Here is a 20,937-nt window from a genome sequence, read left to right on the forward strand (position 1 = left end):
ACTGTTCATCCACCTCCCACACACTACGGGTTGCTTACACGCACGCCCTGCACAAAAATATTTACCGATTCGACCGTTAATCCCAGCATTTGTTCCAGCTGATACTTCACTTTCGTTTGTACATTATAAGCGACTTCCGATATTTTCGTCCCATAGCTGACGATAATGTACATATCGATGTGAAGGTCGTCGTCGAATTCGCGGATGACGACGCCGCGAGAAAAATTATCTCTTTTTAACAACTCGGATAATCCGTCCTTGATTTGCTTCTGAGAAGCCATTCCTACAATTCCGTAAACGTCTGTGGCGGCGCTGCCGGCGACAGTGGCAACCACTTCTTTTGATATATCGATGGATCCCAATTGAGAGTTCATTTCAAGGGCCATAACCATCCTCCTTCTAAAGGTTTTTCCTGAACGAACCAACTATGATCATCTTACTATAATCATGCACTTTTAAACAAGAGAATGTTGCGATTATCGGTGAGGTTGTGCTAAGATATTGGGGTGTAATCATGCACGTTGGGGAAAGGAGGTCATCGAATGTCCAGAAAATGTGTCGTTACCGGACGAGGTCCATCATCCGGAAACAAACGTTCACACGCGAATAACTCAACGAGACGTCGTTGGGGCGCGAACGTACAAAAAGTACGGATTTTGGTAAACGGAAAACCAAAAAAGGCCTACGTATCGGCCAAAGCTTTGAAAGCCGGCAAAGTCACGCGCGTTTAAATAGCCGACTGCCGGCTTTTTCTTTTGCAAAAGTTTATCGGGAAGGCGTTTCACGTTCGGAGAGCATAGATGCTTCATGCGGACGTGTCGTGAAGCACATCCGTGTGATTTGGCTGTATAGGCACTTCATGAAGACTGAAACGGCGTTCGGATCTCACGTTCGGTCGCCATGGACGCTTCATGACGACCGAAAAGGGCTGATTCCATCAAGTTCGGGCCTCATAAAAGCTTCATGGCAACTTAAAAAGCCTGCTTCAATCAAAATCAGGCGTCATACGTTCTATTTTTTGGGATCACCGCGATTATAGATCGTTTGAAGCCGTCTAGTGTTCTCTTTTCGCCGGCCACCCCGATTACAGATCGTTTGAACCCTTCCTGAACAGGTGTTTCGGAAAGAAATCTCTAAATTGAAGACAAACATGCTGGATATGAAAGAGTTTTGTCCTTAAAACGTTTGAATGAAGACAAAAAATTTTAGTTATGTGAAAATTCTGCCTGATACTTGTTAGCGAACAAAATTACAGCGCGATACGAATGTTTTGCCCTCAAAACCGGGGAACATGTTTGATACCCCCCCCGCCAACCGAAAAAAGCACCGGCGCAACCACCGGTGCCTTTTCCTTCCTTATCCTTTTTTAAGCGAGCCTAGCACAGCGCGTACGAACCCTCCCACAAATTTCGGCAGCTTAATGGTATAAAATTTCATCACTATTCCTCCTTGAAGGCCAGCTTTATGCACGGACAGCCAATGATGGCACATACGGATTCTTCTATATGTATATTCACCATTCCCGAAATAGTACATTAAAATTTTAATTTTTTTCTTTCCAGCAAGATGCCGAAGGGTAGCCCCGCACTAAGATTCTCCCCTTAGCTTCCGGAGCGCGTCGGCCCGAACCTCGTGTTTGAACACATAGGAGCCGGCAACGAGGAGATTTGCGCCCGCACGGCTACACAAAAGAGCCGTTTCGTCGTCAATCCCACCGTCGACTTCGATCCAAATGTTTTCATTCTTCTCTTCCGCCATCGTTTGAACGGCAGTGATTTTTTCCAACACGCCCCGGATAAACGATTGGCCGCCAAAGCCGGGGTTTACGGTCATTAACAACACGAGGTCAATGTCTTTCAAAACATGTTGAAGAACATCAACAGGCGTATGGGGGTTAATGGCCACCCCCGCTTTGGCTCCCTGCTCCTTGATTACATGCAGTGTCCGATGCAAATGAGGACAAGCTTCCGCGTGGACGGTAACAATATCTGCCCCGGCCTGCACGAACGCGGGGATAAAATTGTCCGGCTGTTCAATCATCAAATGTACATCCAACGGTAACGCGGTAGATCGCCTTGATGCTTCGACGACCATGGGTCCGATCGTAATGTTGGGCACAAAATGGCCGTCCATCACATCAACGTGGATCATATCCGCGCCCGCTGCCTCCACTGACATGATTTCTTCTTTTAACGATGCAAAATCGGCTGCCAATATCGACGGAGCGATTTTCACCATCAGTCAATACCTCCTGCTCTCTTCTACTTCATTAAAAAAATGCTGGTAATGCTTATAGCGATCGTCGGCAATTTCCCCTCGTTCAACGCCCACTTTCACAGCACACCCATCCTCTTTGCGATGGGTACAACCGCGATATTTGCAGTCCATTCTCGCCTCGCTGATTTCCGGAAAACAGTCCTGTACCAATTCCAATTCAATGCCTGTAAAATCCAGGGAACTGAAACCGGGGGTATCGGCAACACTCCCGCCGCCAACGTTTAATAGTTCCACGTGGCGGGGTCGTATGCTTGCCCCGCGCCAAACCTTCGGAGATGTCTCCCGTTTCCAATTCCAAATCGGTGGAGAGGCGATTGAGAAGCGTTGACTTCCCTACCCCCGAGGGGCCGGCCAAAACCGTCACGCGATCTTGAAAATAAGGCAGTAGTTGCTTCCCGAGACTCTCATCGCTATTAGACGGCACGATCACCGGATAACCGACGTCTTCGTATACCTGCCGGTATCCGTGAAGTGCCTCTCGTTCCTCTTCCGAAGCAATATCATTTTTCGTCACGACGATAACCGCGTCCACATTCATAGCCTCGACGTGGACGAGGATACGGTCGAGCAAATACGCGGAAAACGCAGGTTTCGTGATGGAAAAGATGAGAAAAACCTGATCGATGTTGGCCATCGGTGGCCGATGCATCACGTTTATGCGCGGGTGAACGTCCGTGATATAGTCATCCGCAAACGAAACATAATCGCCAACCAACGGTTTTATTTTTTGTTTTCGAAATAACCCGCGCGCGCGACAACGAAAAACAGATGCCTCGCTTTTCACATCATAAAAACCGCCAACGGATTTCACAATTTGCCCTTCTTGCACATGGGGCCTCCTTTTGGACCGGTCATTTTTACCGACTCAGTCTTCATATGAAAATGAATTGGATTGCACGTCCTCTCCGTCTAAATACACCGTATAGGAACCATCGGTGTCCGGGGTGACTTCAAGGCTTATGTCGTATTCTGTGTCTTCGCTGATCTCCTCTTCTACATAAACCTCCGGTCCGTCTGTGGTTGCATCTTCATACTCGATTTCAATCTCGTAAACGTCGCCATCGGACACCTCGACCGGAATGTTTGCTACCACCGTTTGGTCGGGCTCTTCTTCTTCCGGCGGTGGCCCGTCAGAGATGACAAAATTAATCTCAGCTCCTTGAGAGACAGTGACATACGGTCCCGGGTCATGAGAGATTACATCCCCTTCCGCCACACTTTCCGAATGGCTTCTTTGAAAAGAACCGGTTAAATTGTTCGCTTCCAAATAATTGTGAACCCCATCTTCCGATGTACCGGTAAGGTCCTCAACGGTAATCTCAGGCGCTTCACTGTACGTGATCTGCACCGTTGTTTCACCCGGGACAACTTCTTCATCGGCAAGAGGGGATTGTTCAATGACTAAATCTTCCGCAACGTCTTCCGTTTCCTCAGCTGTGAGTTCGACATCTTCAAAGTCTTGCAATTCCCCGATCGCTTGTTCGTATTGTAGCCCGGTAACATCCGGCACTTCCACAGTCTCCGGACCTTCGCTCACGGAAAGCGTTACCGTCTGCCCTTCACGTACGGTTCTTCCTGCGCTCGGATTTTGATAGAAGACCTCGCCTTCCTCTGCTTCCTCGTGGAATTCATATTCCATTTCCGGTTGCAGATTCAGCGCTTCCAACTCTTCGATCGCGTCCTCTTCTTCGGATCCGACGAGATCCGGAATTTCAGCCTCATCCGGGCTCAATAACGCGGGAACCACTGTAAAAGCCGCGATGATCGCAAATAGAACCAAAAGTGCGATTCCCCCGATTTTCCAAAACCTTCGCTTCTTTTTGTTCCCGTTCGGTTCCAGCTCCGGAGACACTCCTGACGTTTCCTCATCCCCGGTGCCGTTTGCAACTTTCGTGTCTTCCGTACTGTGCCCGGGGCCCACGGCGGGGATCGGCCGTGTGCTTTCTTCGTCGGGGTCTGCAATGTGAACAGGCGCTTCATGGATACGTTCCGGTGACAGGGCGGTTTCCCCGTCCAAATGCATGTTTTCCACATTTTCATATCGTTGCAACGGATCCTTAGCGGTAGCTTTTCGAATGATATTATTCACGCTTTCGGGCAGGTCATTGCGCAAGTCTTTCGCGTTTGGAAATGGATCCTGCAAATGCTTGAGCGCGATGGAAACAGCTGAATCGGCATTGAAAGGCAATAGGCCGGTGACCATTTCAAAAAGGGTTACCCCGATAGCATAGATATCTGTTTTCGTCGTTAGCGTGCCTGCACGCGCCTGTTCCGGGGACATGTAATGGACGGATCCGAGCACGGAGTTCGTCTGGGTAATTGTAGCCGCAGAGGAGGCACGGGCGATCCCGAAATCCGTTACCTTTACGCTTCCGTATTCATCAAGCAATATATTTTGCGGCTTTATATCCCGATGAATAATGCCCTGGTCGTGAGCATAGGCAATCGCGCTTGTCAATTCCGAAAAAATCCGCATCGCCTCGGCAAACGGCAATGCTCCCTCGTTTACTATCTTATCCTTGAGGGTGTTGTTACGCACATACTCCATGACAATATAAAAAATTCCATCATTTTCGCCTAAATCATAAATATCAACGATATTGCCATGCACAAGGCTTGTGGCTGCCTGCGCCTCCCGGCGAAATCGCCGCACAAACGCTTCATCATCCACGTGTTGGGGCTGCAAAACCTTCACAGCAACGTCCCGTTCAAGAATGATGTCACGGGCACGGTACACGTGAGCCATTCCGCCGCCAATGTAAGCTATTACCTCATAACGCCCATCAATACGCTCTCCAATCATGAATCGGCTCCCTCCTCCTCATCATGATGCGCGAGAATAACACTGACGTTATCCTCCCCCCCACGATCGAGCGCCTGCCGGATAAGGGCGTCGGCAACTTCAGCCATCGAAGCTTCGCTGCTCAGCATAGCTTCCAGATCCGTTTCCGCTAATTTATCCGAAAGACCGTCGGAACAGAGCAATAAAACAGACCGGGGCGGGAAAGCATAGGCATCGACGTCGACATCGATCTCTTCTTCGGTTCCGATCGCTCGGGTAAGCACATTTTTGCGCGGATGGTTTTCGGCTTCGTCCGGGAAGAGTTGGCCATTTTTCACAAGTTCATTCACGAGGGAATGATCGCTCGTGACTTGTTCAAGCGTTTGTGATTGCAACCGGTAAGCGCGGCTGTCCCCGACGTGGGCAACGACCATCGTGTCGTTATAAAGCACAGCAGCGACAACCGTCGTCCCCATCCCCTTAAAAGCAGCTTCGTCGGCGGATTTGCTAAACACGGCTCGATTCGCCCGTTTGATCTCCGTTTGCAACCAATCCTTAATGGCATTGATGTCGTTTTCGGGCGGGTGGTTTTGCCAGGAATCTCGCAACGCTTCGAGGACCATTCCGCTCGCCACATCTCCGGCACGGTGTCCGCCCATGCCGTCGGCAACGACGACGAGCGTCATACGCTCGCCATCAAAAAAGCCTCCGGCATCTTCATTATGACTGCGAACATTTCCTACGTCTGTCCTGAACACCGTTTCCATCGATTCACCCCGTTTCTTTCGCCCGCAATTGCCCGCAGGCGGCATCAATGTCATGGCCTTGTTCCCGGCGAATCGTTACATTGATGCCCCGGGCTTCCAACGTCTGTTCAAAAGCAAAAATATCCGTACGCGTCGAACGAATATAGTCTTTTTCAGGCACATCATTAACGGGAATAAGGTTAATGTGCCCTTTCGTGTGGCCAATTAAATCCGCGAGCTCTTCGGCATGCTCCACTTGATCATTCACGCCACCGAAAAGCCCGTATTCAAACGTGACACGGCGATTGGTCTTCTTTTGGTAATAGTCGATGGCATCCATCAATTTATGCACCGGAAAGGCACGGTTAATCGGCATCAAGCGCCCCCTGATTTCCGAATTCGGCGCGTGCAGGGAAACCGCAAAATTGATTTGCATCCCTTCTTCGGCGAAACGGTAGATTTTCGGAACCATTCCGCTCGTGGAAACGGTAATATGACGTGCGCCGATGTTCAATCCCTCGTCATCGTTGACCGTGCGCAAAAACGCCATCAAGTTCTCGTAGTTATCGAACGGTTCCCCGATGCCCATCACGACAATCGAATCCACTCGTTCGCCGCTTTGGTCAAGGGCACGCTGGACATCGAGCACTTGGGCAACGATTTCACCGGCTTCCAAATTTCGTTGCAAGCCCCCAAGCCCCGATGCGCAAAACGTACATCCCAATCGACAACCAACCTGGGTCGTTACGCAAAGGCTGTTGCCGTAATCGTGGCGCATCAACACCGTCTCAATGGAATAGTTATCTTCGAGTTCGAATAAGAACTTAATCGTGCCGTCGGTGGACGTCTGCCGAAGTTTTTCACGCAATCGCGTCAACGTAAATGCTTCTTGCAGTTTGGCGCGCAACGCTTTCGGCACGTTGGTCATGTCTTCAATGCTCTCCACCCGCTTTTGATACAGCCATTCGAAGACCTGTTTCGCGCGGAAAGCAGGTTCCCCGTTCTCCTTCATCCATTCCTTGCAGCCCTCGTAGGTCAACGACAACAAGGAAGGCTTCATCGCTTTTGTTGCTTCTTTTTGTAATGCTTTCATATTCGGCCCCCTCTTTTCTTCATGGCAGCAATAAAAAAACCGTCACTGTCATATTGCTGTGGAAAAATCAACCTTTGGCCACGTTCCGTCTTTAAGCCGAGGCGTTCGTCCAATGTGTCATCCAGATCAAACGAAGCGTTGTTTTTCAGAAAAGCAGCGATCACGTCTTCGTTTTCCTCCGGCATGACCGTACACGTGCTGTACACAAGGATCCCGCCCGGCTTCAATGCTTGGGCGGCCGCCTCCAAAATGTTTAATTGTAACGCTCTAAGCGTTTCGATCTCTTTCGGATCGGTTTGCCATTTGATGTCGGGCTTGGCCCTTAAAACACCGAGACCACTGCACGGCGCATCAACGAGCACACGATCATAGGCTTCCGCTTCGACATTTGCGGCCAGTTCGACGGCATCGCCCGTTTGCGTCGTGATGCTTTCCAGCCCTAAACGCTCGGCCTGTTCAGCAATAAGTGCCTCTTTATGCGCGTGAATATCATTAGCGAGCACCTCGCCATCGTCTTCCATCCGTTCGGCGATGTGGGCCGCCTTCCCTCCCGGGGCAGCACAAGCGTCGAGCACGTGCATCCTCGGCTGCGGATCCAACGCATAGGTGACGAGCATCGAGCTTTCGTCTTGGAAAGAAAAAGCCCCCTTTTCGAATCGCTCGCTATGCATCGCTTGTCCTTCCGTGACGATTAAACTGTCGGAAGCAAGCGTTCCCGGGGTTGTTTTCACCCCATCTGTTTCCAAATTTGCCTGTAGGGCTGAACGGTCCGTTTGCAAACGATTCACACGCAACGTCGTGTACGCCCGTTTGACGTTTGCTTCACACATGGCGAGCGTCTCGGTTTCGCCGTAGGCGTGCACCCATTTACGCACGAGCCACTCCGGGTGCGACGTGGAAAGGGCGATGCTTTTGACGGGATCGGTTATGGATGGATAATCCGGAAGCCCTTGGCGAGCCACGTTTCGCAAGACGCCGTTAACAAACCCTTTCAATCCGCCCCTTCCCCAAGCTTTTGCGAGTTCCACCCCTTCATGGATGGCTGCCCGTTCCGGCACCCGATCCATGAAAAGCAATTGATAAACACTCATTCGCAAAATGGTTTTCACCCTACGGTCGGTTTTTCGGAGCGGGTTTTTCATGACGCGTCCGAGCACATCATCGATCGTATTCAAGCGTTTGATCGTCCCATACACGACTTCGGTGATAAAACGTGCATCCACTTCCTCTAGCGGATGTTTACGAAATGCTTCATTCAGGGCCATATGGCTGTACGCTCGTTCAAAAAACACACGATCAAGGATTTTTGCTGCCCGCATGCGCGGCTGTTTATCCGTCGTTTTCGCCATTGCCGAATACCTCTCCTACTGCCAAAGATTGTCCGCGCCCTCGCAGGAAGTCGCTGACGGCCATTTTTTTCTTGCCGGCCGGTTGCACTTCTTGTAAGGATAGCCCGTATTCATCCCCGCAAGCGACGATAATACCTTCATCAGCGGTCGCGCGAACGACTTCGCCCGGTTTTTTTTGCGGAAATCGTTCGCTTGTGCGAGATGCACGCCAAATTTTCAACCGATCATCACCCCAATGGGTATAGGCGACGGGCCAAGGGTTCATACCGCGAATCTGGTTATACACAGCGTCGGCAGATGTTTGCCAATCAATACGTTCCTGCCCGCGCGAAAGGTTGGGCGCATACGTTACATGCGCTTCCTCTTGCGGCTCAGGCGTAACATTTCTCGCGGCTATCACCGGCAATGTTTTGCGAAGGAGATCGGTTCCAAGTTCGCTTAACTTGTCATGAAGGGCGCCGGCAGTGTCCGTCTCCTCGATGGGAAGGGATGCTTGCGCGAGCATATCCCCGGCATCCATTTTTTTCACCATATACATAAGGGTGACGCCCGTTTCTTTTTCCCCGTCGATCACTGCCTGATGAATCGGGGCGCCACCGCGGTATTTCGGCAAAAGAGAAGCGTGGACATTCACACACCCGTAGGGCGGTCCGGATAAGAGCGATTCCGGCAACAGTTGGCCATAAGCGGCGGTAACGACCAGGTCCGGGTGCGGATCCAGGATGTCCGTTACCGCTTCTTTCACCTTTTCCGGTTGTAAAACCTCCAAACCGAGCCGCTCCGCCTCTTCTTTCACCGGTGGTTTTGCCGGTTGTTGCTTTCGTCCTTTCGGCCGGTCCGGTTGGGTGATGACTTTGAGGACCGTGTGGCCTTCGTGCCAAAGCATGCTAAGTACCGGAACGGCGAAGTCGGGCGTTCCCATAAATACAATTTTCACGCTATCAAGTCCTCCTTCCCATCACGCCATCATTTACATGAACATGTTCGGATCCCGATCGATCGTGATGAATCTTTGGTCTTGCTGCAATTCCTTTTGATAATAGCTGAATAATTCATGTAAAACGTTCGTGAGTTCTGGTTCATCCCTGTATTTTATCATGCATTGGCAGCGATATCTATCTTTAATACGTGCGATTGGTGAAGGGGTCGGCCCGAGAATAACGGCGTCGTCTCCCAAACGGGTGCGTAACAACTTAGCCGCACGCGTCCCCGCCTTCATGGCAGTCGCGTACGTAGGATGGGCAAACGTGATTAATGTGAGAAAATAATACGGTGGATACCCCGCTTGTTTCCGTTGCCCCAATTCTTTTTTAAAAAAAGATAAATAGTCATAGGTTTGCGCGTATTGAATCGCGTAATGCTCCGGCGTGTACGATTGAATGATGACTTCCCCTGCTTTTTCCGCACGTCCGGCGCGGCCGCTTACTTGGGTCAACAATTGGAAGGTACGCTCTTGCGCCCGAAAATCGGGGAGATGCAAAAGCGTATCGGCGGCGAGCACCCCGGCAAGCGTAATGTTCGGAAAATCCAGGCCCTTCGCGATCATTTGCGTCCCAAGCAAAATCTCAGCTTCGCCGTTGCCGAATTGTTTTAATAGCCGTTCGTGGGCTCCTTTGCGTTTCGTTGTGTCGTTGTCCATGCGAATGATGCGGGCCTCAGGGAGCAACTGCTGCAATTCTTCCTCCACCCGTTGGGTACCCGTTCCAAAATAACGAATATGCGTGCTTTCACAACTGGGGCAACGTTCATAGACGCGCTCCTCATGGCCGCAGTAATGGCATTTCATATGGCCATCGCGGCGATGGTACGTAAGCGAGATTTCGCAATGAGGGCACATACCCACATATCCGCAATTGCGGCACATGACAAACGTCGAAAACCCACGCCGATTTAAAAAGAGAACCGCTTGCTCGCCTTTTTCGGTGCGATCACGCAGCTTCTCCAATAGCGTTGTGGAAAAAACGGAACGGTTCCCGTCGCGCATTTCCGCGCGCATATCCACCGTTTCAATGGCCGGGGGCGGCTGTTGGTTGATCCGTTCAGGCAGGGAGAGAATTTGGTACACCCCTTTGGCTGCCCGCGCATAACTTTCCATGGAAGGGGTCGCGCTTCCGAGGAGCACCGGGAAACGATGTCGCTTGCTTCGCCAGATCGCGATCTCGCGTGCATGATATCGGGGGTGTTCTTCCTGCTTGTACGTGCTTTCGTGCTCTTCATCGATGACGATGAGGCCCAGGTTCGTAAACGGCGCGAAAACGGCCGAGCGTGCCCCGACGGCGACTTGCACGCGTTGCTCCTTTATTTTTTTCCATTCGTCAAAACGCTCGCCGACGGAGAGTGCACTGTGCAGGACAGCGACATTCTCCCCAAACCGACGTTTAAACCGTTCCACCATTTGCGGAGTGAGCGATATCTCCGGCACGAGCACGATCGCTTCTTTTCCCTCTTGAATCACGCGGTCAATGGCCTGCAAGTAGATTTCGGTTTTCCCGCTTCCGGTGACCCCATGTAAAAGGAGCGAGGAGGCGCGGGATTGATCCATCGTTGCCTCGAGTTGCGCAAGCACGCGGGACTGGTCAGTAGTAAGTGTCGCTTTTTCCTCGTTCCCATCGCCTTCGGCACTCGTATACGGATTACGGTCAATGATGATTTCTTTTTCCTGTAAAAAGCCGTTTTTAACGAGGGTATTGATGACTGCTCGGGAAAGCGACAATTGTTGGATGAGCGTGCGGGTCGCTACCGCTGTTTCTCCGTAATGCTCGGCAATTAAAGCGAGCGTTTCTTGTTGTTTCTTCGTTGCGGGCGTTTCTTCGAGGTCGGTTGGTACCGTAACCGCTTTTGCTTTTCGGTGCTTTGCCTGATCTTTCAGCTCGTAGCGTTCGGTGATTTTTCGCCGTTCCACCGCCGAGCGGATGTCGCGCAGGAGACGGGCGTCGCCCGGAACGTTCGACCAGTTGATTTCACCTGCTTGCCCAAAGAGTGCTTGCACGTTCATGGGCAATTGCGATCGTTCGGCTTCGACGACCGCAATTTTTTTCACGGCCTTCGCACGCATCGCCGCCGGAATCATGGCTTGAAAAGCGGTGATTTGAAAACAAATTGTTTCTTTTGACATCCAAGCGCCCAAGGCTAACAATTCGTCGTTCAAAACTGGCGTAATGTCGAGTAGTTCAGCGACACTTTTTACTTTTTCCACGTTCGTTTCGCTTACAATGTCCACGATAAAACCGGTCAATTTTCGCTGCCCAAAAGGCACGAGGGTACGCATTCCCACGCTAGCGGTTTGCGCAAGCCCGTCGGGCAAATGATAATCGAATGGATGGTCGGTTCCGCCGCTCGGAACATCTACGATGATTTTCGCGTACACGTTCACCCGTCTCCTTCAAAGAGGGGTTGGAGCTCTTCCAACAAATGATAAGCAAGGTCCTCTTTGCTCTGTTTATCGTATTCGATGCTTTCGTGGTCCCGACGGAAAATCGTGATTTTGTTATCATCACTGGCAAAGCCGATGCCTGCTTCATTGACATTGTTGGCGACGATCATGTCAAGATTTTTCTCGGCAATCTTCGCTTCGGCATATTCAGATACCTTGTTTGTCTCGGCAGCGAAACCGACGAGGATCTGTTGGTCCTTACGACGGCCGAGCTCACCGAGGATATCAACTGTTCGGACCATATTTACGCTTAAGTCGCCGTCACTTTTTTTCACTTTGTGCGGAAACGTCTCATTCGGGGTGTAATCAGCCACCGCCGCTGTTTTGATAACAAGGTCGACCTCATCATATAATGGAGTAATCGCATCCAACATGTCCTTGGCAGACGTCACATCAATGCGCTCCACGCCCGGCGGCGTCGGCAATTCCACCGGTCCGGTGACGAGCGTCACTTCCGCCCCTTGCGTCTGGGCCGCTTGCGCGATGGCAAAGCCTGTTTTCCCGGAAGAGCGATTGGACAAAAATCGAACCGGGTCGATGATTTCACGCGTCGGTCCGGCGGAAACCAGTATTTTTTTTCCTTTTAAATACGGCAAGGACGGAGATGGACCGGTATCTAAAAATGCGAAAATATCCTCCGGTTCCGCCATGCGCCCCTTGCCTACCCAACCACAAGCCAAATAGCCGGAACCGGGCTCAATGAAGCCGACCCCGCGAGCTTCCAACTTACGAATATTTTCGACAACGGCAGGATGTTCAAACATGTTCACATTCATGGCAGGCGCAATATAGACAGGCGCCCGTGTCGCCAGTAACGTCGTTGTGAGCATATCATCGGCGATCCCGTTCGCATATTTTCCGATGAGATCGGCCGTGGCCGGCGCGACCACTACGTCATCCGCCCAATCGGCCACATCAATATGGGCAACCTTGTCCACTTCTTCTTCAATAAACGTATCGATATAGACCCGCTCCCGCGTTAAAGCCTGGAAGGTAAGCGGGGTGATAAATTCACGCGCGCCCTCGGTCATAATGACTTTTACATTCGCGCCCGCCTGGTTCAATTTTGAAGCAAGCGCGGCCGCTTTAAACGCCGCAATTCCGCCGGTAACACCGAGAATAATATTTCTATCGTTCATCGTAAGCTCCTTTCCCTATCCTTTACAAGTATTATACCATCCAAGTTGTCGAAATACAGCGGATTTGGGATGATTTTCGGGAACGTCGGGGGAGGGAAAGGGGGAGGGGCGAGACGATGATTCATTCGGGAACAATATACGAAAAAAGGACGGAAGGTTCATTCATGCGTTCTAGAATCCGACACTTCTCCAAAAACAGATCGTTGGACGCACTCTTACGTTCTAGAATCCGCCACTTCCCCGAAATCAGATCGTTGAATACGGAAATACAGTAAATCATTCAACATAATATGATGACCTCCCACCACCAACGCGCTTAAAATGATTCAATAGTATTTTTCTGATTTTTTGGTTGCTTCCCATCATCCCGCACCATTCGGAAATTGCTTTAGTAGTTATCCGTCGATTTGGGAAAAGTGTCCGATACACTTCTACATTCCGCAAGACCGCTGTTTCCGTTTCTTCGACTATTCCACATGAGGGACATATACATTTCTTCCCTTGTATACCATGAATGAGCAACACGCTCCGCAAACCACACCTTTTTCCAATCGATCGTAATCATACTCGGGCACACACATATGCGGGTTATCATGCTTATGCAATGCGAGTAGCTGCTCAGCGATTTTCTTCTCTTTCACGCCAATGCGCGAGCGCTGGCTGTTTAATTTTTTCAAAAATCGAGGCATTTGGGTTGGAAAAACGGCAGGTAAATCCGGGGAATCATTGTACAGGTAAAATTCGGAATTTGTAAAAATCAGGTAGGATGCAATCGGAATGTTCATTCGCAGCAGTTTGCGCAGGAGGGTCATGCTCCGTTTCATTTGGAGCAAGAGATCTTGAATTTCGGTGCCGGAAATTATCTTCCACTTGTCGTCGTCGATATAAAAATCTCCGGCATTGTGCTTGGCGTCCAAAATAAAAAGCTTTTCTTGAAAAATAACCAGCGTATCGAGTTGAAAAAGATTACGGTTCTGTTTCGAGCAATAGGTCGTTGATAACGAGACAATCAGCGGATAAGTCTTCTTCCAGCCAACCGTCCATGATCCGTTCTCCGGCAAAACCTTGCTCGAGATTCAAATAATGTTGGTCGTCCGGAAGCGTCATCCGCGCACATAACATTCGTAAAATCATTAGCTCGACAGGCGTTTCACGCCGTTTAAGTAGATTCATCGCCCCTGTACTTTCAATAAGTTTTAAATTTTCACTCATTTTTAGTATACCAAAAGAGAAAAAAGTCGCAATACTAACCGTTAAAGCAGAAAGAAAAAATCTTTCTTTCTGCTTTAACCTTTTCTCGCCTTAATGGCACAGTGTTCTGAATCCAGGTGGAATAGTTCCGTATGGAATCCATTTTCTCTTAGTAAGTGATCCATTTCTTTAGATGGAATTCTTATTTCAAGCGAGAGCCGGATTCAGATTCCACAGACTCCCAAACTTCCCATTCCACGATCAGCACCTTGTCGTGCAATCCGCGTCGTCCCCTTCTATTTGTATAGAAGCGTGTGAGATGTGAAATTCTTCCTTCAACATGGTGGAGGATTTCTGGAGCACTTCATCACGATCTGCGCCATCTTCAACAACGAGATGGCAACTGAATGCCGGAAAATCAGAGGTAATGGACCACAAATGCAAATCATGGATGGAACGAACATTTTTGATCTCGTTTAAACGATTTTCGATCTTTTGCAAGGAAATGCTCGGTGGCTTTCCTTCCATGAGGACGTGTAACGAATCCTTCGCGACGCGAAATCCGGCCGTTAAGATTAACAAGGATACAACAACGCTGATAATGGGGTCGGCAATCGTCCAGTTAAATAATAGAATCAGTATTCCAGAAATAAGCACTCCCACAGTACCAATGAGATCTCCAAGCACATGCATAAACGCGCCTTTTAAATTTATGTTTCCTTTTACATCTCCGCCGCGCATCATAATCCAAGCGATGAGTAAGTTGATGATAATGGCGAAACTCCCAAATACTAATACCCCGCCGCCCGCGACTTCAGGTGGCTCCTGAAAGCGCTGAATCGCGTTCCATAAAACAAATACGGAAATCCCGATCAATAGGACAGCGTTGATAAGGGCTGCAAGAATCTCGAAACGCTTGTATCCAAACGTCTTACTCTTGCTTGCTGCGCGTTCACCGACCTTAAATGCGATCAATGCAATGCCGATGGCAAAAAAATCACTCAGCATGTGCGCAGCATCTGCAAGGAGTGCCAAACTATTCGTAAGCAGACCACCAATCACTTCGGCAATAACGAGAATCGAAATCAGCACAAGGGCACTCAGCAGCACTTTTTTGTTATTGGTATGATGGTGATCATGAGCCATTGTAGATCTCCTTTCTATTCATGAAGCGCGTGATTCATTGTTTGCTCAAGCACCTCGAGGACATGTTTATCCTCCGGGGAATAATAGATCGATGTCCCCTCTCTTCTCGATTTCACAAGACGAAGGTTTTTTAAAAATCGTAACTGATGAGACACCGTTGACTGGCTCAATGATAATCGCTCAACAATCGTACTTACTGAGCATTCTTCTTCTGCAAGCAGGTGTAAAATTCGAATCCTCGTAGGATCAGCCAACGCTTTGAATGTTTGCGAGACGACGAACAGTGTTTCTTCATCTAGACTGCGCATGGATCCCTCCTTAACCTATATATGATCATTTATTCATATAATAACATCTATCTTTTCGTACTAATTAATTTGGCAGTATTGGTATTCGACTTTTTTCAGTTTAATTTTTTGATCAGGAGGTCCAATCGTATTCAATCATTCAATCCTGTTTAGGAAAAATAGGGCGTTAAGAACGTCCCTAACGCCCATCGTTTTATTCTTTTACCCGCAACAAACGTAGTCCATTTGCCGTCACAAGGAGCGTCGCCCCTACATCCGCCAAGATTGCAATCCAAAGGGTTAACCATCCCGGTATCACTAATAAAAGCGCCAAGAACTTAATGCCCAGGGAAAAACTAATGTTTTGTTTAATAATACGAAGCGCTCGACGACTCAGTTCCATCGTATAAGGTAGTTTCTGTAAATCGTCCCCCATCAAGGCAACGTCGGCGGTTTCTAAGGCGGTATCCGTGCCCGCTCCCCCCATGGCGATGCCTACATTGGACGCAGCCAAAGCTGGGGCATCATTAACCCCGTCTCCAACCATAGCTACTTTTCGATCCTTTTCTCGATACGCTTGAACATAAGATAATTTATCTTCCGGTAAAAGATTGGCTTGAACATCGGTCACACCTACTTGCTTGCCAATGGCAGACGCCGTGTCTTGATGATCACCCGTAAGCATAATGGTTTGGTCAATGCCAATGTCATGGAGTTTCGAGATTACTTCTTGGCTTGTGTCACGAACTTCATCAGCCACGGCAATCAGCGCTAATACGGACTGCTCCGTGCCAATAAACATCCCTGTCTTCCCTTGCTTTTGGAGATCTTCAAGGGAACTTCGAATGTCCGGATCAATAACATATCCCAGCACATCTTCCCATAAACTTAGGTTCCCAACGTAGTACGTCGTCCCATCGATCGTACCTTTGATCCCCTTTCCGGTGATCGAAGTGAAATCCTGAACCTCATGATGGTGGTAAGAAATGTTCGCTTGCTTGGCTTGATCGACGATGGCCGAAGCTAAAGGGTGTTGAGATCGTGACTCTAAAGCAGTGACTTTGGCTAATAGCTCATCTTCATCTCCCGGGTGAAAAAGGGAAAAGTCCGTGACGACCGGAACCCCTTTGGTTAAGGTCCCTGTTTTATCAAAAGCGATTGCTTTCAACGACCCGGCTTCTTCTAAATAAGCGCCGCCCTTAATTAAAACGCCATTCTTAGCTGCGTTGCCAATGGCTGTAACGATGGAAACCGGCGTTGAAATCACAAGCGCACACGGACAAGCCACGACTAATACAGCAAGCCCTTGATAAATCCATGCTTCCCAGGTCGCTCCCATCACCAACGGCGGCAAAACAGCCACAAGCATAGCCAAAACCATAACAGCGGGTGTGTAATATTTCGCAAAACGATCCACAAAGGCTTGGGCCGGGGCACGTTCTGCTTGTGCTTCTTCCACGAGATGAATCACTTTTGAAATGGTTGTGTCTTCGACATGCTTGGTGACACGAACTTCAAGGAATCCTTCTTCATTCAAGGTTCCCGCAAAAACCTCGTCATCGCGATTTTTTTCAACAGGAATGGACTCTCCGGTAACAGCTGCCTGATTTATCGAGGAATGACCGGCCACAACAACGCCATCCATAGCTGCTTTTTGCCCCGGTTTGACGATCATGATATCTCCAATCGCTATGTCGTTGACGTGCACGGTCATCTCTTGGCCATTTCGTTTTATAAGGGCTTCTTTAGGTGCGATATCCATCAGCGAACGAATCGATTGTCTCGCCCGATCCATGGAGAATCCCTCAAGTTCTTCACTAATGGCAAAAAGAATAACCACAAGGGCTCCTTCCGCCCATTCTCCGATAATGGCGGCTCCGATGACAGCGACAGTCATGAGCGTCTTCATATCAAATCGCAGGCGTATTACATTCATAAGGCCAGCCTTAAAGAGCGTATAGCCCCCAACCACCATCGAAGTGGCATAAGCAAGCCAAGTTAGAGGGTTCTCCCCACCATTAACGATTTGAGAAGCCACTCCAAAACTAAAAAAGAGGATGGCCAATATTACGGTTTGATATTTTTGGAAAAAGGATGGCTGATGGGCTGATTCCGATTCATCAGGTGCATGTGCTGAACGGACTTTCAAATTTTCAAAGGAACCGGCCTTCTCCAATTGCTCTTTCGTTGTTGATCCGTAAACGGTAATCTTTGAAGCCGGAAAATTCACCTTTGCATCGGTCACCCCATCTAATCGTTGAACATTCTTTTCAAACGTATCGGCACAGTTCGCACACGAAAAGCCTTGGACGCGATAATCGTTTTTTTCGATATGATGATCAGCCACTATGGATCTCTTCCCGGCCATGCACCATCGCCGTTGTAATGAGTTCTGTGACATGGTGATCATCTAAGGAATAAAACACCAATTTTCCTTCCTTCCGGCTTTTCGCAATGCGTAAATTTCTAAGGTGACGGAGGTGATGAGAAGCCGTTGCCGTCGTTGTCCCGATAATATGGGCAACGTCACAGACACAGAGTTCAGTCTCTAGGGTCAAAGCATAAGCAATTTTTAATCGCGTTTCACCAGATAACGCTTTGAAAATATCGCCTGTGAACGTAAAGTTTTCGGACTCGATACGTGGAGATAACCGTCGCACTTTTTCTTCGTCATAACAAAACACTTCACATTGATCTTGCTTTTCTTTCGTTTTCATCCCCTTCACCTTCATTCAAATAATCATTTGATTATTATACTATACTGGGACGCTAACATATGTCAAAAGAAACGACTGCCTCAGGATGAAGCAGCCGAATCAAATTTGTACAAGTCTGTAAGGTCTCCAACATATCGTCGTATATCCCAAAAACAAGCCTGTACAGGTAAATGTGCTTAAAGGATTTTGTTGGTTGATCTCTTGTATGGATATTGAATTGATGTAAAGGATGCAATAGCCCGTCATCCTCGTATAAGGCTATTACAGGGGGGCTGATTTACCGGTCCCCCTCAATAGCGGGAAACCATCGGACATAAATGGCGAAAATCTCAGGCGTAGTGTCCGAAGAGCCCTCCATACTGGAAGACGAGAATGTTTGTCTGTCCCCTTTGAGCTATAAATAAAACCCCGTGCCGCACACGGCGACACGGGGACCAATTAATCTTTTTTTATCGTCAAGTTTCCTGCATGAATTTCTTCAAGGGCGACGCCGACGAGTTTGTTTGAGTGTGGTTTCTCGAGCGTCGAATGGCGATCTTCGGTTTCCTGGAGATCGCGTGCTCGTTGCGCGGCGATCGTGACGATGGAATACTTCGAATCAATCTTTGTGAGTAATGCATCGATCGATGGATTTATCATTTACTTCACCTCCACGAATGGTCGATAATGATCGATGACACGGTCTTTACGGCAATGTTCAGCTTCAACGATGGAGCGGATTCTACGAACCGCTTTGGCCACGTCATCGTTTTCCACGACATAATCATATTGTGCCATCATTTCAATTTCTGCCTGGGCAACCGTCATGCGTTCTTCAATGAGTTCGCTGTTTTCGGTCCCCCGTTCTTCAATGCGCTTGCGCAATTCGGAAAGATCCGGCGGCGCCAAAAAGATAAAAACGCCTTCCGGGTAACGATCCCTTACTTTCGCGGCACCCTGAACTTCAATTTCCAGTATAATGTCAGCGCCCGTTCGTACGGTATCGTTGACATATTTCAGGGGGGTGCCGTAGTAATTATTGACATATTTTGCCCATTCCAGCAGTTCATCATTGGCGATCATTTCCTTAAACGCTGCTTCGCTTTTAAAAAAATAATTCACGCCGTCTTGCTCGCCTTCCCGCGGGGCACGTGTTGTAGCGGACACGGAGTAGTTTATCGAATCATCGACGGCGCGCAATGCATTGCAAACCGTTCCTTTCCCTACTCCTGCAGGTCCGGAAAGAACGATGAGCAGCCCGTGATTTTTTTTCAACATTGTTCATCCTTCCATCGGCGTTCTTTAGAAAAACTTGACTTCTCGCCGAGAATGGCGAACGTCAAGTGCATACGTTATATCGTAGATTTTTTATCTCGATGGGTCAACAACGTCTCCCATCAAAGCGCGCCTGACAACCGCTCCAACCGTGATTAATCATCATCGTTGTCTTCTTTTGTCGTTAAGCGTTGCGCGACGGTTTCAGGCTGGACGGCCGAAAGGATCACATGATCGCTGTCTACAATAACTACCGCTCGTGTCCGCCTCCCATAGGTCGCGTCGATAAGCATGTTGCGGTCACGGCCTTCTTGAATGATGCGTTTGATCGGCGCAGACTCGGGGCTAACGATTGCGATGATCCGGTTCGCGGAAACGATATTTCCAAAACCGATGTTAATCAATTTAATACTCAATGGTACCCCTCTTTTCCATTTTCTATTCGATATTCTGCACCTGTTCCTTCACCTTTTCAAGGATGCTTTTCATCTCGACGACGATTTTTGATAGACATTGGTCATTGCCTTTGGAGCCGATCGTGTTCACTTCGCGGTTCATTTCCTGGGTAATAAAATCAAGTTTGCGGCCAATGGTTCCTGCCTCTTTTAGCGTATCTCTGAACTGCTTGATGTGCGCGTTCATTCTGGCTAACTCTTCGCTTACATCGCTTTTATCCGCAAAAATCGCAACCTCCGTAAGTAAGCGGTCTTCGTCAACCGTATCGATCATTGCTTTTATTTTTTGCTCGAGCTTTTGACGGTAACGAGATTGGACTTCGGGCAGACGCGCTTCCAAAGTGCTCAGGCCTTCGGAGATATGCTGCATATAACGTACTAAATCCCAGGAAAGCTCCTGCCCCTCTTTGTTCCGCATTTCCATCAATTCACTGCAAGCGGTTCGCATCGTATTTAAAAACGCTTGCCGGACGGAAGGGGCTTCCCCTGTTTCTTCCTGAATGGAAACTATCTGTTCATTAAGCAAAAAATCGTTCAATGATAGCTTTTCGTCAAAAGCGTCACAAGCTTGCAGCCGTTCTGCCTCCCGGACATATTGTCGCAACAGATGCCAATCGATATGTAAACGTTTCTCTATGCCAAGGGCAGAGGGGGTTCCGGTAAACGTGACGGTGATATCCACCTTGCCTCTCTGCACCTTTTCCTTCACGATTTTACGCCCTTCTTCTTCCAGGCTGCGAAGGGCCGAAGGCAAAGAAAAAAGCACATCAAGAAAACGGTGGTTCACGCTTTTCATCTCAACGCTGATCCATCCATCTGCAAGCCTTTCCTCCGCAAATCCGTAACCGGTCATACTCGTGACCATCGTGTATCACATCCACTACTCTTATTTTAAACAATTTCAGGGCTGAGGACAAGGTGTTTCATGTAAAACTATAATTCCCTATCTATTAACAAGGAATTTTTCACTAAGAAAAAAGACCCTGCTTGGGGCCTTCTTTCATCATTATCCCAGTGGGAAGCGGATGCTGCTTCGGCTTCCCAGCACCCCTTTGCTTGCATTTCATG

At 48.9% G+C, this 20,937-nt stretch carries 21 protein-coding genes and 1 pseudogene; 1 reads left to right on the forward strand and 21 read right to left on the reverse strand.

The window, feature by feature from the left end; genetic code table 11:
• Positions 1–23: 23 nt before the first annotated feature.
• Complete coding sequence (locus DT065_RS04920) at positions 24–386, reverse strand: Asp23/Gls24 family envelope stress response protein (protein ID WP_114371408.1); 363 nt, start codon at positions 384–386, stop codon at positions 24–26.
• 156 nt (positions 387–542) lie between these two features.
• Here DT065_RS04920 and rpmB point away from each other — a divergent pair, with 156 nt between their 5' ends.
• On the forward strand, positions 543–731 hold the full coding sequence (gene rpmB / locus DT065_RS04925) for a 50S ribosomal protein L28 (protein ID WP_114371409.1): 189 nt from the start codon (positions 543–545) through the stop codon (positions 729–731).
• Positions 732–1,356: 625 nt separating this feature from the next.
• On the opposite strand, the gene spoVM is transcribed toward rpmB, so the two are convergent.
• The 20 genes and pseudogenes from spoVM to DT065_RS05020 all read right to left on the reverse strand — a co-directional run bounded on the left by spoVM (position 1,357) and on the right by DT065_RS05020 (position 20,734).
• Positions 1,357–1,437, reverse strand: a complete 81-nt coding sequence (spoVM, locus tag DT065_RS04930; protein ID WP_114371411.1) for a stage V sporulation protein SpoVM — start codon at positions 1,435–1,437, stop codon at positions 1,357–1,359.
• A 150-nt stretch (positions 1,438–1,587) separates the two neighbouring features.
• Entirely contained in the window at positions 1,588–2,238 is a 651-nt protein-coding gene (rpe, locus tag DT065_RS04935; protein WP_114371413.1) for a ribulose-phosphate 3-epimerase, read from the reverse strand.
• Positions 2,239–2,241: 3 nt separating this feature from the next.
• Positions 2,242–3,106: pseudogene (gene rsgA / locus DT065_RS04940) on the reverse strand (ribosome small subunit-dependent GTPase A).
• A gap of 36 nt (positions 3,107–3,142) precedes the next feature.
• The gene (pknB, locus tag DT065_RS04945) at positions 3,143–5,080 is read right to left on the reverse strand and encodes a Stk1 family PASTA domain-containing Ser/Thr kinase (protein WP_114371415.1); all 1,938 of its coding nucleotides are present in this window, start codon (positions 5,078–5,080) and stop codon (positions 3,143–3,145) included.
• Entirely contained in the window at positions 5,077–5,826 is a 750-nt protein-coding gene (locus tag DT065_RS04950) for a Stp1/IreP family PP2C-type Ser/Thr phosphatase (protein ID WP_114371417.1), read from the reverse strand. Before DT065_RS04950 ends, pknB begins: the two co-directional genes overlap by 4 nt.
• Before the next feature lie 4 nt (positions 5,827–5,830).
• Positions 5,831–6,865 carry a dual-specificity RNA methyltransferase RlmN gene (rlmN, locus tag DT065_RS04955; protein ID WP_418314658.1) on the reverse strand — a complete coding sequence of 345 codons (1,035 nt, stop codon included), beginning with the start codon at positions 6,863–6,865 and terminating at the stop codon, positions 5,831–5,833.
• A 29-nt stretch (positions 6,866–6,894) separates the two neighbouring features.
• Positions 6,895–8,247, reverse strand: a complete 1,353-nt coding sequence (gene rsmB / locus DT065_RS04960; protein ID WP_114371420.1) for a 16S rRNA (cytosine(967)-C(5))-methyltransferase RsmB — start codon at positions 8,245–8,247, stop codon at positions 6,895–6,897.
• Positions 8,228–9,169, reverse strand: coding sequence for a methionyl-tRNA formyltransferase (gene fmt / locus DT065_RS04965; RefSeq protein WP_114376080.1), 942 nt, complete (start codon positions 9,167–9,169; stop codon positions 8,228–8,230). Before fmt ends, rsmB begins: the two co-directional genes overlap by 20 nt.
• Before the next feature lie 48 nt (positions 9,170–9,217).
• Positions 9,218–11,620, reverse strand: coding sequence for a primosomal protein N' (gene priA / locus DT065_RS04970; protein WP_418314598.1), 2,403 nt, complete (start codon positions 11,618–11,620; stop codon positions 9,218–9,220).
• The gene (gene coaBC, locus DT065_RS04975; protein ID WP_114371424.1) at positions 11,617–12,819 is read right to left on the reverse strand and encodes a bifunctional phosphopantothenoylcysteine decarboxylase/phosphopantothenate--cysteine ligase CoaBC; all 1,203 of its coding nucleotides are present in this window, start codon (positions 12,817–12,819) and stop codon (positions 11,617–11,619) included. The genes priA and coaBC overlap by 4 nt, the downstream gene beginning before the upstream one ends.
• Before the next feature lie 467 nt (positions 12,820–13,286).
• On the reverse strand, positions 13,287–13,880 hold the full coding sequence (locus DT065_RS04980) for a nuclease-related domain-containing protein (protein ID WP_160112415.1): 594 nt from the start codon (positions 13,878–13,880) through the stop codon (positions 13,287–13,289).
• Entirely contained in the window at positions 13,786–14,031 is a 246-nt protein-coding gene (locus DT065_RS18780; protein WP_160112416.1) for a hypothetical protein, read from the reverse strand. The genes DT065_RS04980 and DT065_RS18780 overlap by 95 nt, the downstream gene beginning before the upstream one ends.
• Before the next feature lie 240 nt (positions 14,032–14,271).
• The gene (locus DT065_RS04985) at positions 14,272–15,156 is read right to left on the reverse strand and encodes a cation diffusion facilitator family transporter (RefSeq protein ID WP_114371427.1); all 885 of its coding nucleotides are present in this window, start codon (positions 15,154–15,156) and stop codon (positions 14,272–14,274) included.
• A 14-nt stretch (positions 15,157–15,170) separates the two neighbouring features.
• Positions 15,171–15,464: an ArsR/SmtB family transcription factor gene (locus tag DT065_RS04990; protein ID WP_114371429.1), complete on the reverse strand. Its 294-nt coding sequence runs from the start codon at positions 15,462–15,464 to the stop codon at positions 15,171–15,173.
• 193 nt (positions 15,465–15,657) lie between these two features.
• The gene (locus DT065_RS04995) at positions 15,658–17,811 is read right to left on the reverse strand and encodes a heavy metal translocating P-type ATPase (RefSeq protein WP_114371430.1); all 2,154 of its coding nucleotides are present in this window, start codon (positions 17,809–17,811) and stop codon (positions 15,658–15,660) included.
• Positions 17,783–18,160 carry an ArsR/SmtB family transcription factor gene (locus DT065_RS05000; RefSeq protein ID WP_227002733.1) on the reverse strand — a complete coding sequence of 126 codons (378 nt, stop codon included), beginning with the start codon at positions 18,158–18,160 and terminating at the stop codon, positions 17,783–17,785. Before DT065_RS05000 ends, DT065_RS04995 begins: the two co-directional genes overlap by 29 nt.
• A gap of 438 nt (positions 18,161–18,598) precedes the next feature.
• Positions 18,599–18,799 (reverse strand): DNA-directed RNA polymerase subunit omega, encoded by a 201-nt coding sequence (rpoZ, locus tag DT065_RS05005; RefSeq protein ID WP_114371433.1) that lies wholly within the window; start codon positions 18,797–18,799, stop codon positions 18,599–18,601.
• Positions 18,800–19,414: a guanylate kinase gene (gene gmk, locus DT065_RS05010; protein ID WP_114376082.1), complete on the reverse strand. Its 615-nt coding sequence runs from the start codon at positions 19,412–19,414 to the stop codon at positions 18,800–18,802. It lies immediately after the preceding gene.
• A 155-nt stretch (positions 19,415–19,569) separates the two neighbouring features.
• A complete protein-coding gene (gene remA, locus DT065_RS05015) occupies positions 19,570–19,830 on the reverse strand; it encodes an extracellular matrix/biofilm regulator RemA (protein ID WP_114371435.1) in 261 nt (86 codons plus the stop codon).
• Positions 19,831–19,852: 22 nt separating this feature from the next.
• Positions 19,853–20,734, reverse strand: coding sequence for a YicC/YloC family endoribonuclease (locus tag DT065_RS05020; RefSeq protein WP_114371437.1), 882 nt, complete (start codon positions 20,732–20,734; stop codon positions 19,853–19,855).
• Between the last annotated feature and the right edge of the window lie 203 nt (positions 20,735–20,937).

It is taken from the genome of Salicibibacter kimchii, from assembly GCF_003336365.1.
Classification (GTDB): Bacteria; Bacillota; Bacilli; order Bacillales; family Marinococcaceae; genus Salicibibacter; species Salicibibacter kimchii.

Coding starts and splice junctions, on each gene's coding strand:
- DT065_RS04920 (WP_114371408.1), bottom strand. CDS start 386: ATGGCCCTTGAAATGAACTCTCAATTGGGATCCATCGATATATCAAAA.
- rpmB (WP_114371409.1), top strand. CDS start 543: ATGTCCAGAAAATGTGTCGTTACCGGACGAGGTCCATCATCCGGAAAC.
- spoVM (WP_114371411.1), bottom strand. CDS start 1,437: ATGAAATTTTATACCATTAAGCTGCCGAAATTTGTGGGAGGGTTCGTA.
- rpe (WP_114371413.1), bottom strand. CDS start 2,238: ATGGTGAAAATCGCTCCGTCGATATTGGCAGCCGATTTTGCATCGTTA.
- pknB (WP_114371415.1), bottom strand. CDS start 5,080: ATGATTGGAGAGCGTATTGATGGGCGTTATGAGGTAATAGCTTACATT.
- DT065_RS04950 (WP_114371417.1), bottom strand. CDS start 5,826: ATGGAAACGGTGTTCAGGACAGACGTAGGAAATGTTCGCAGTCATAAT.
- rlmN (WP_418314658.1), bottom strand. CDS start 6,865: ATGAAGCCTTCCTTGTTGTCGTTGACCTACGAGGGCTGCAAGGAATGG.
- rsmB (WP_114371420.1), bottom strand. CDS start 8,247: ATGGCGAAAACGACGGATAAACAGCCGCGCATGCGGGCAGCAAAAATC.
- fmt (WP_114376080.1), bottom strand. CDS start 9,169: ATGGGAACGCCCGACTTCGCCGTTCCGGTACTTAGCATGCTTTGGCAC.
- coaBC (WP_114371424.1), bottom strand. CDS start 12,819: ATGAACGATAGAAATATTATTCTCGGTGTTACCGGCGGAATTGCGGCG.
- DT065_RS18780 (WP_160112416.1), bottom strand. CDS start 14,031: ATGAGTGAAAATTTAAAACTTATTGAAAGTACAGGGGCGATGAATCTA.
- DT065_RS04985 (WP_114371427.1), bottom strand. CDS start 15,156: ATGGCTCATGATCACCATCATACCAATAACAAAAAAGTGCTGCTGAGT.
- DT065_RS04990 (WP_114371429.1), bottom strand. CDS start 15,464: ATGCGCAGTCTAGATGAAGAAACACTGTTCGTCGTCTCGCAAACATTC.
- DT065_RS04995 (WP_114371430.1), bottom strand. CDS start 17,811: ATGGCCGGGAAGAGATCCATAGTGGCTGATCATCATATCGAAAAAAAC.
- DT065_RS05000 (WP_227002733.1), bottom strand. CDS start 18,160: ATGAAAACGAAAGAAAAGCAAGATCAATGTGAAGTGTTTTGTTATGAC.
- rpoZ (WP_114371433.1), bottom strand. CDS start 18,799: ATGATAAATCCATCGATCGATGCATTACTCACAAAGATTGATTCGAAG.
- DT065_RS05020 (WP_114371437.1), bottom strand. CDS start 20,734: ATGGTCACGAGTATGACCGGTTACGGATTTGCGGAGGAAAGGCTTGCA.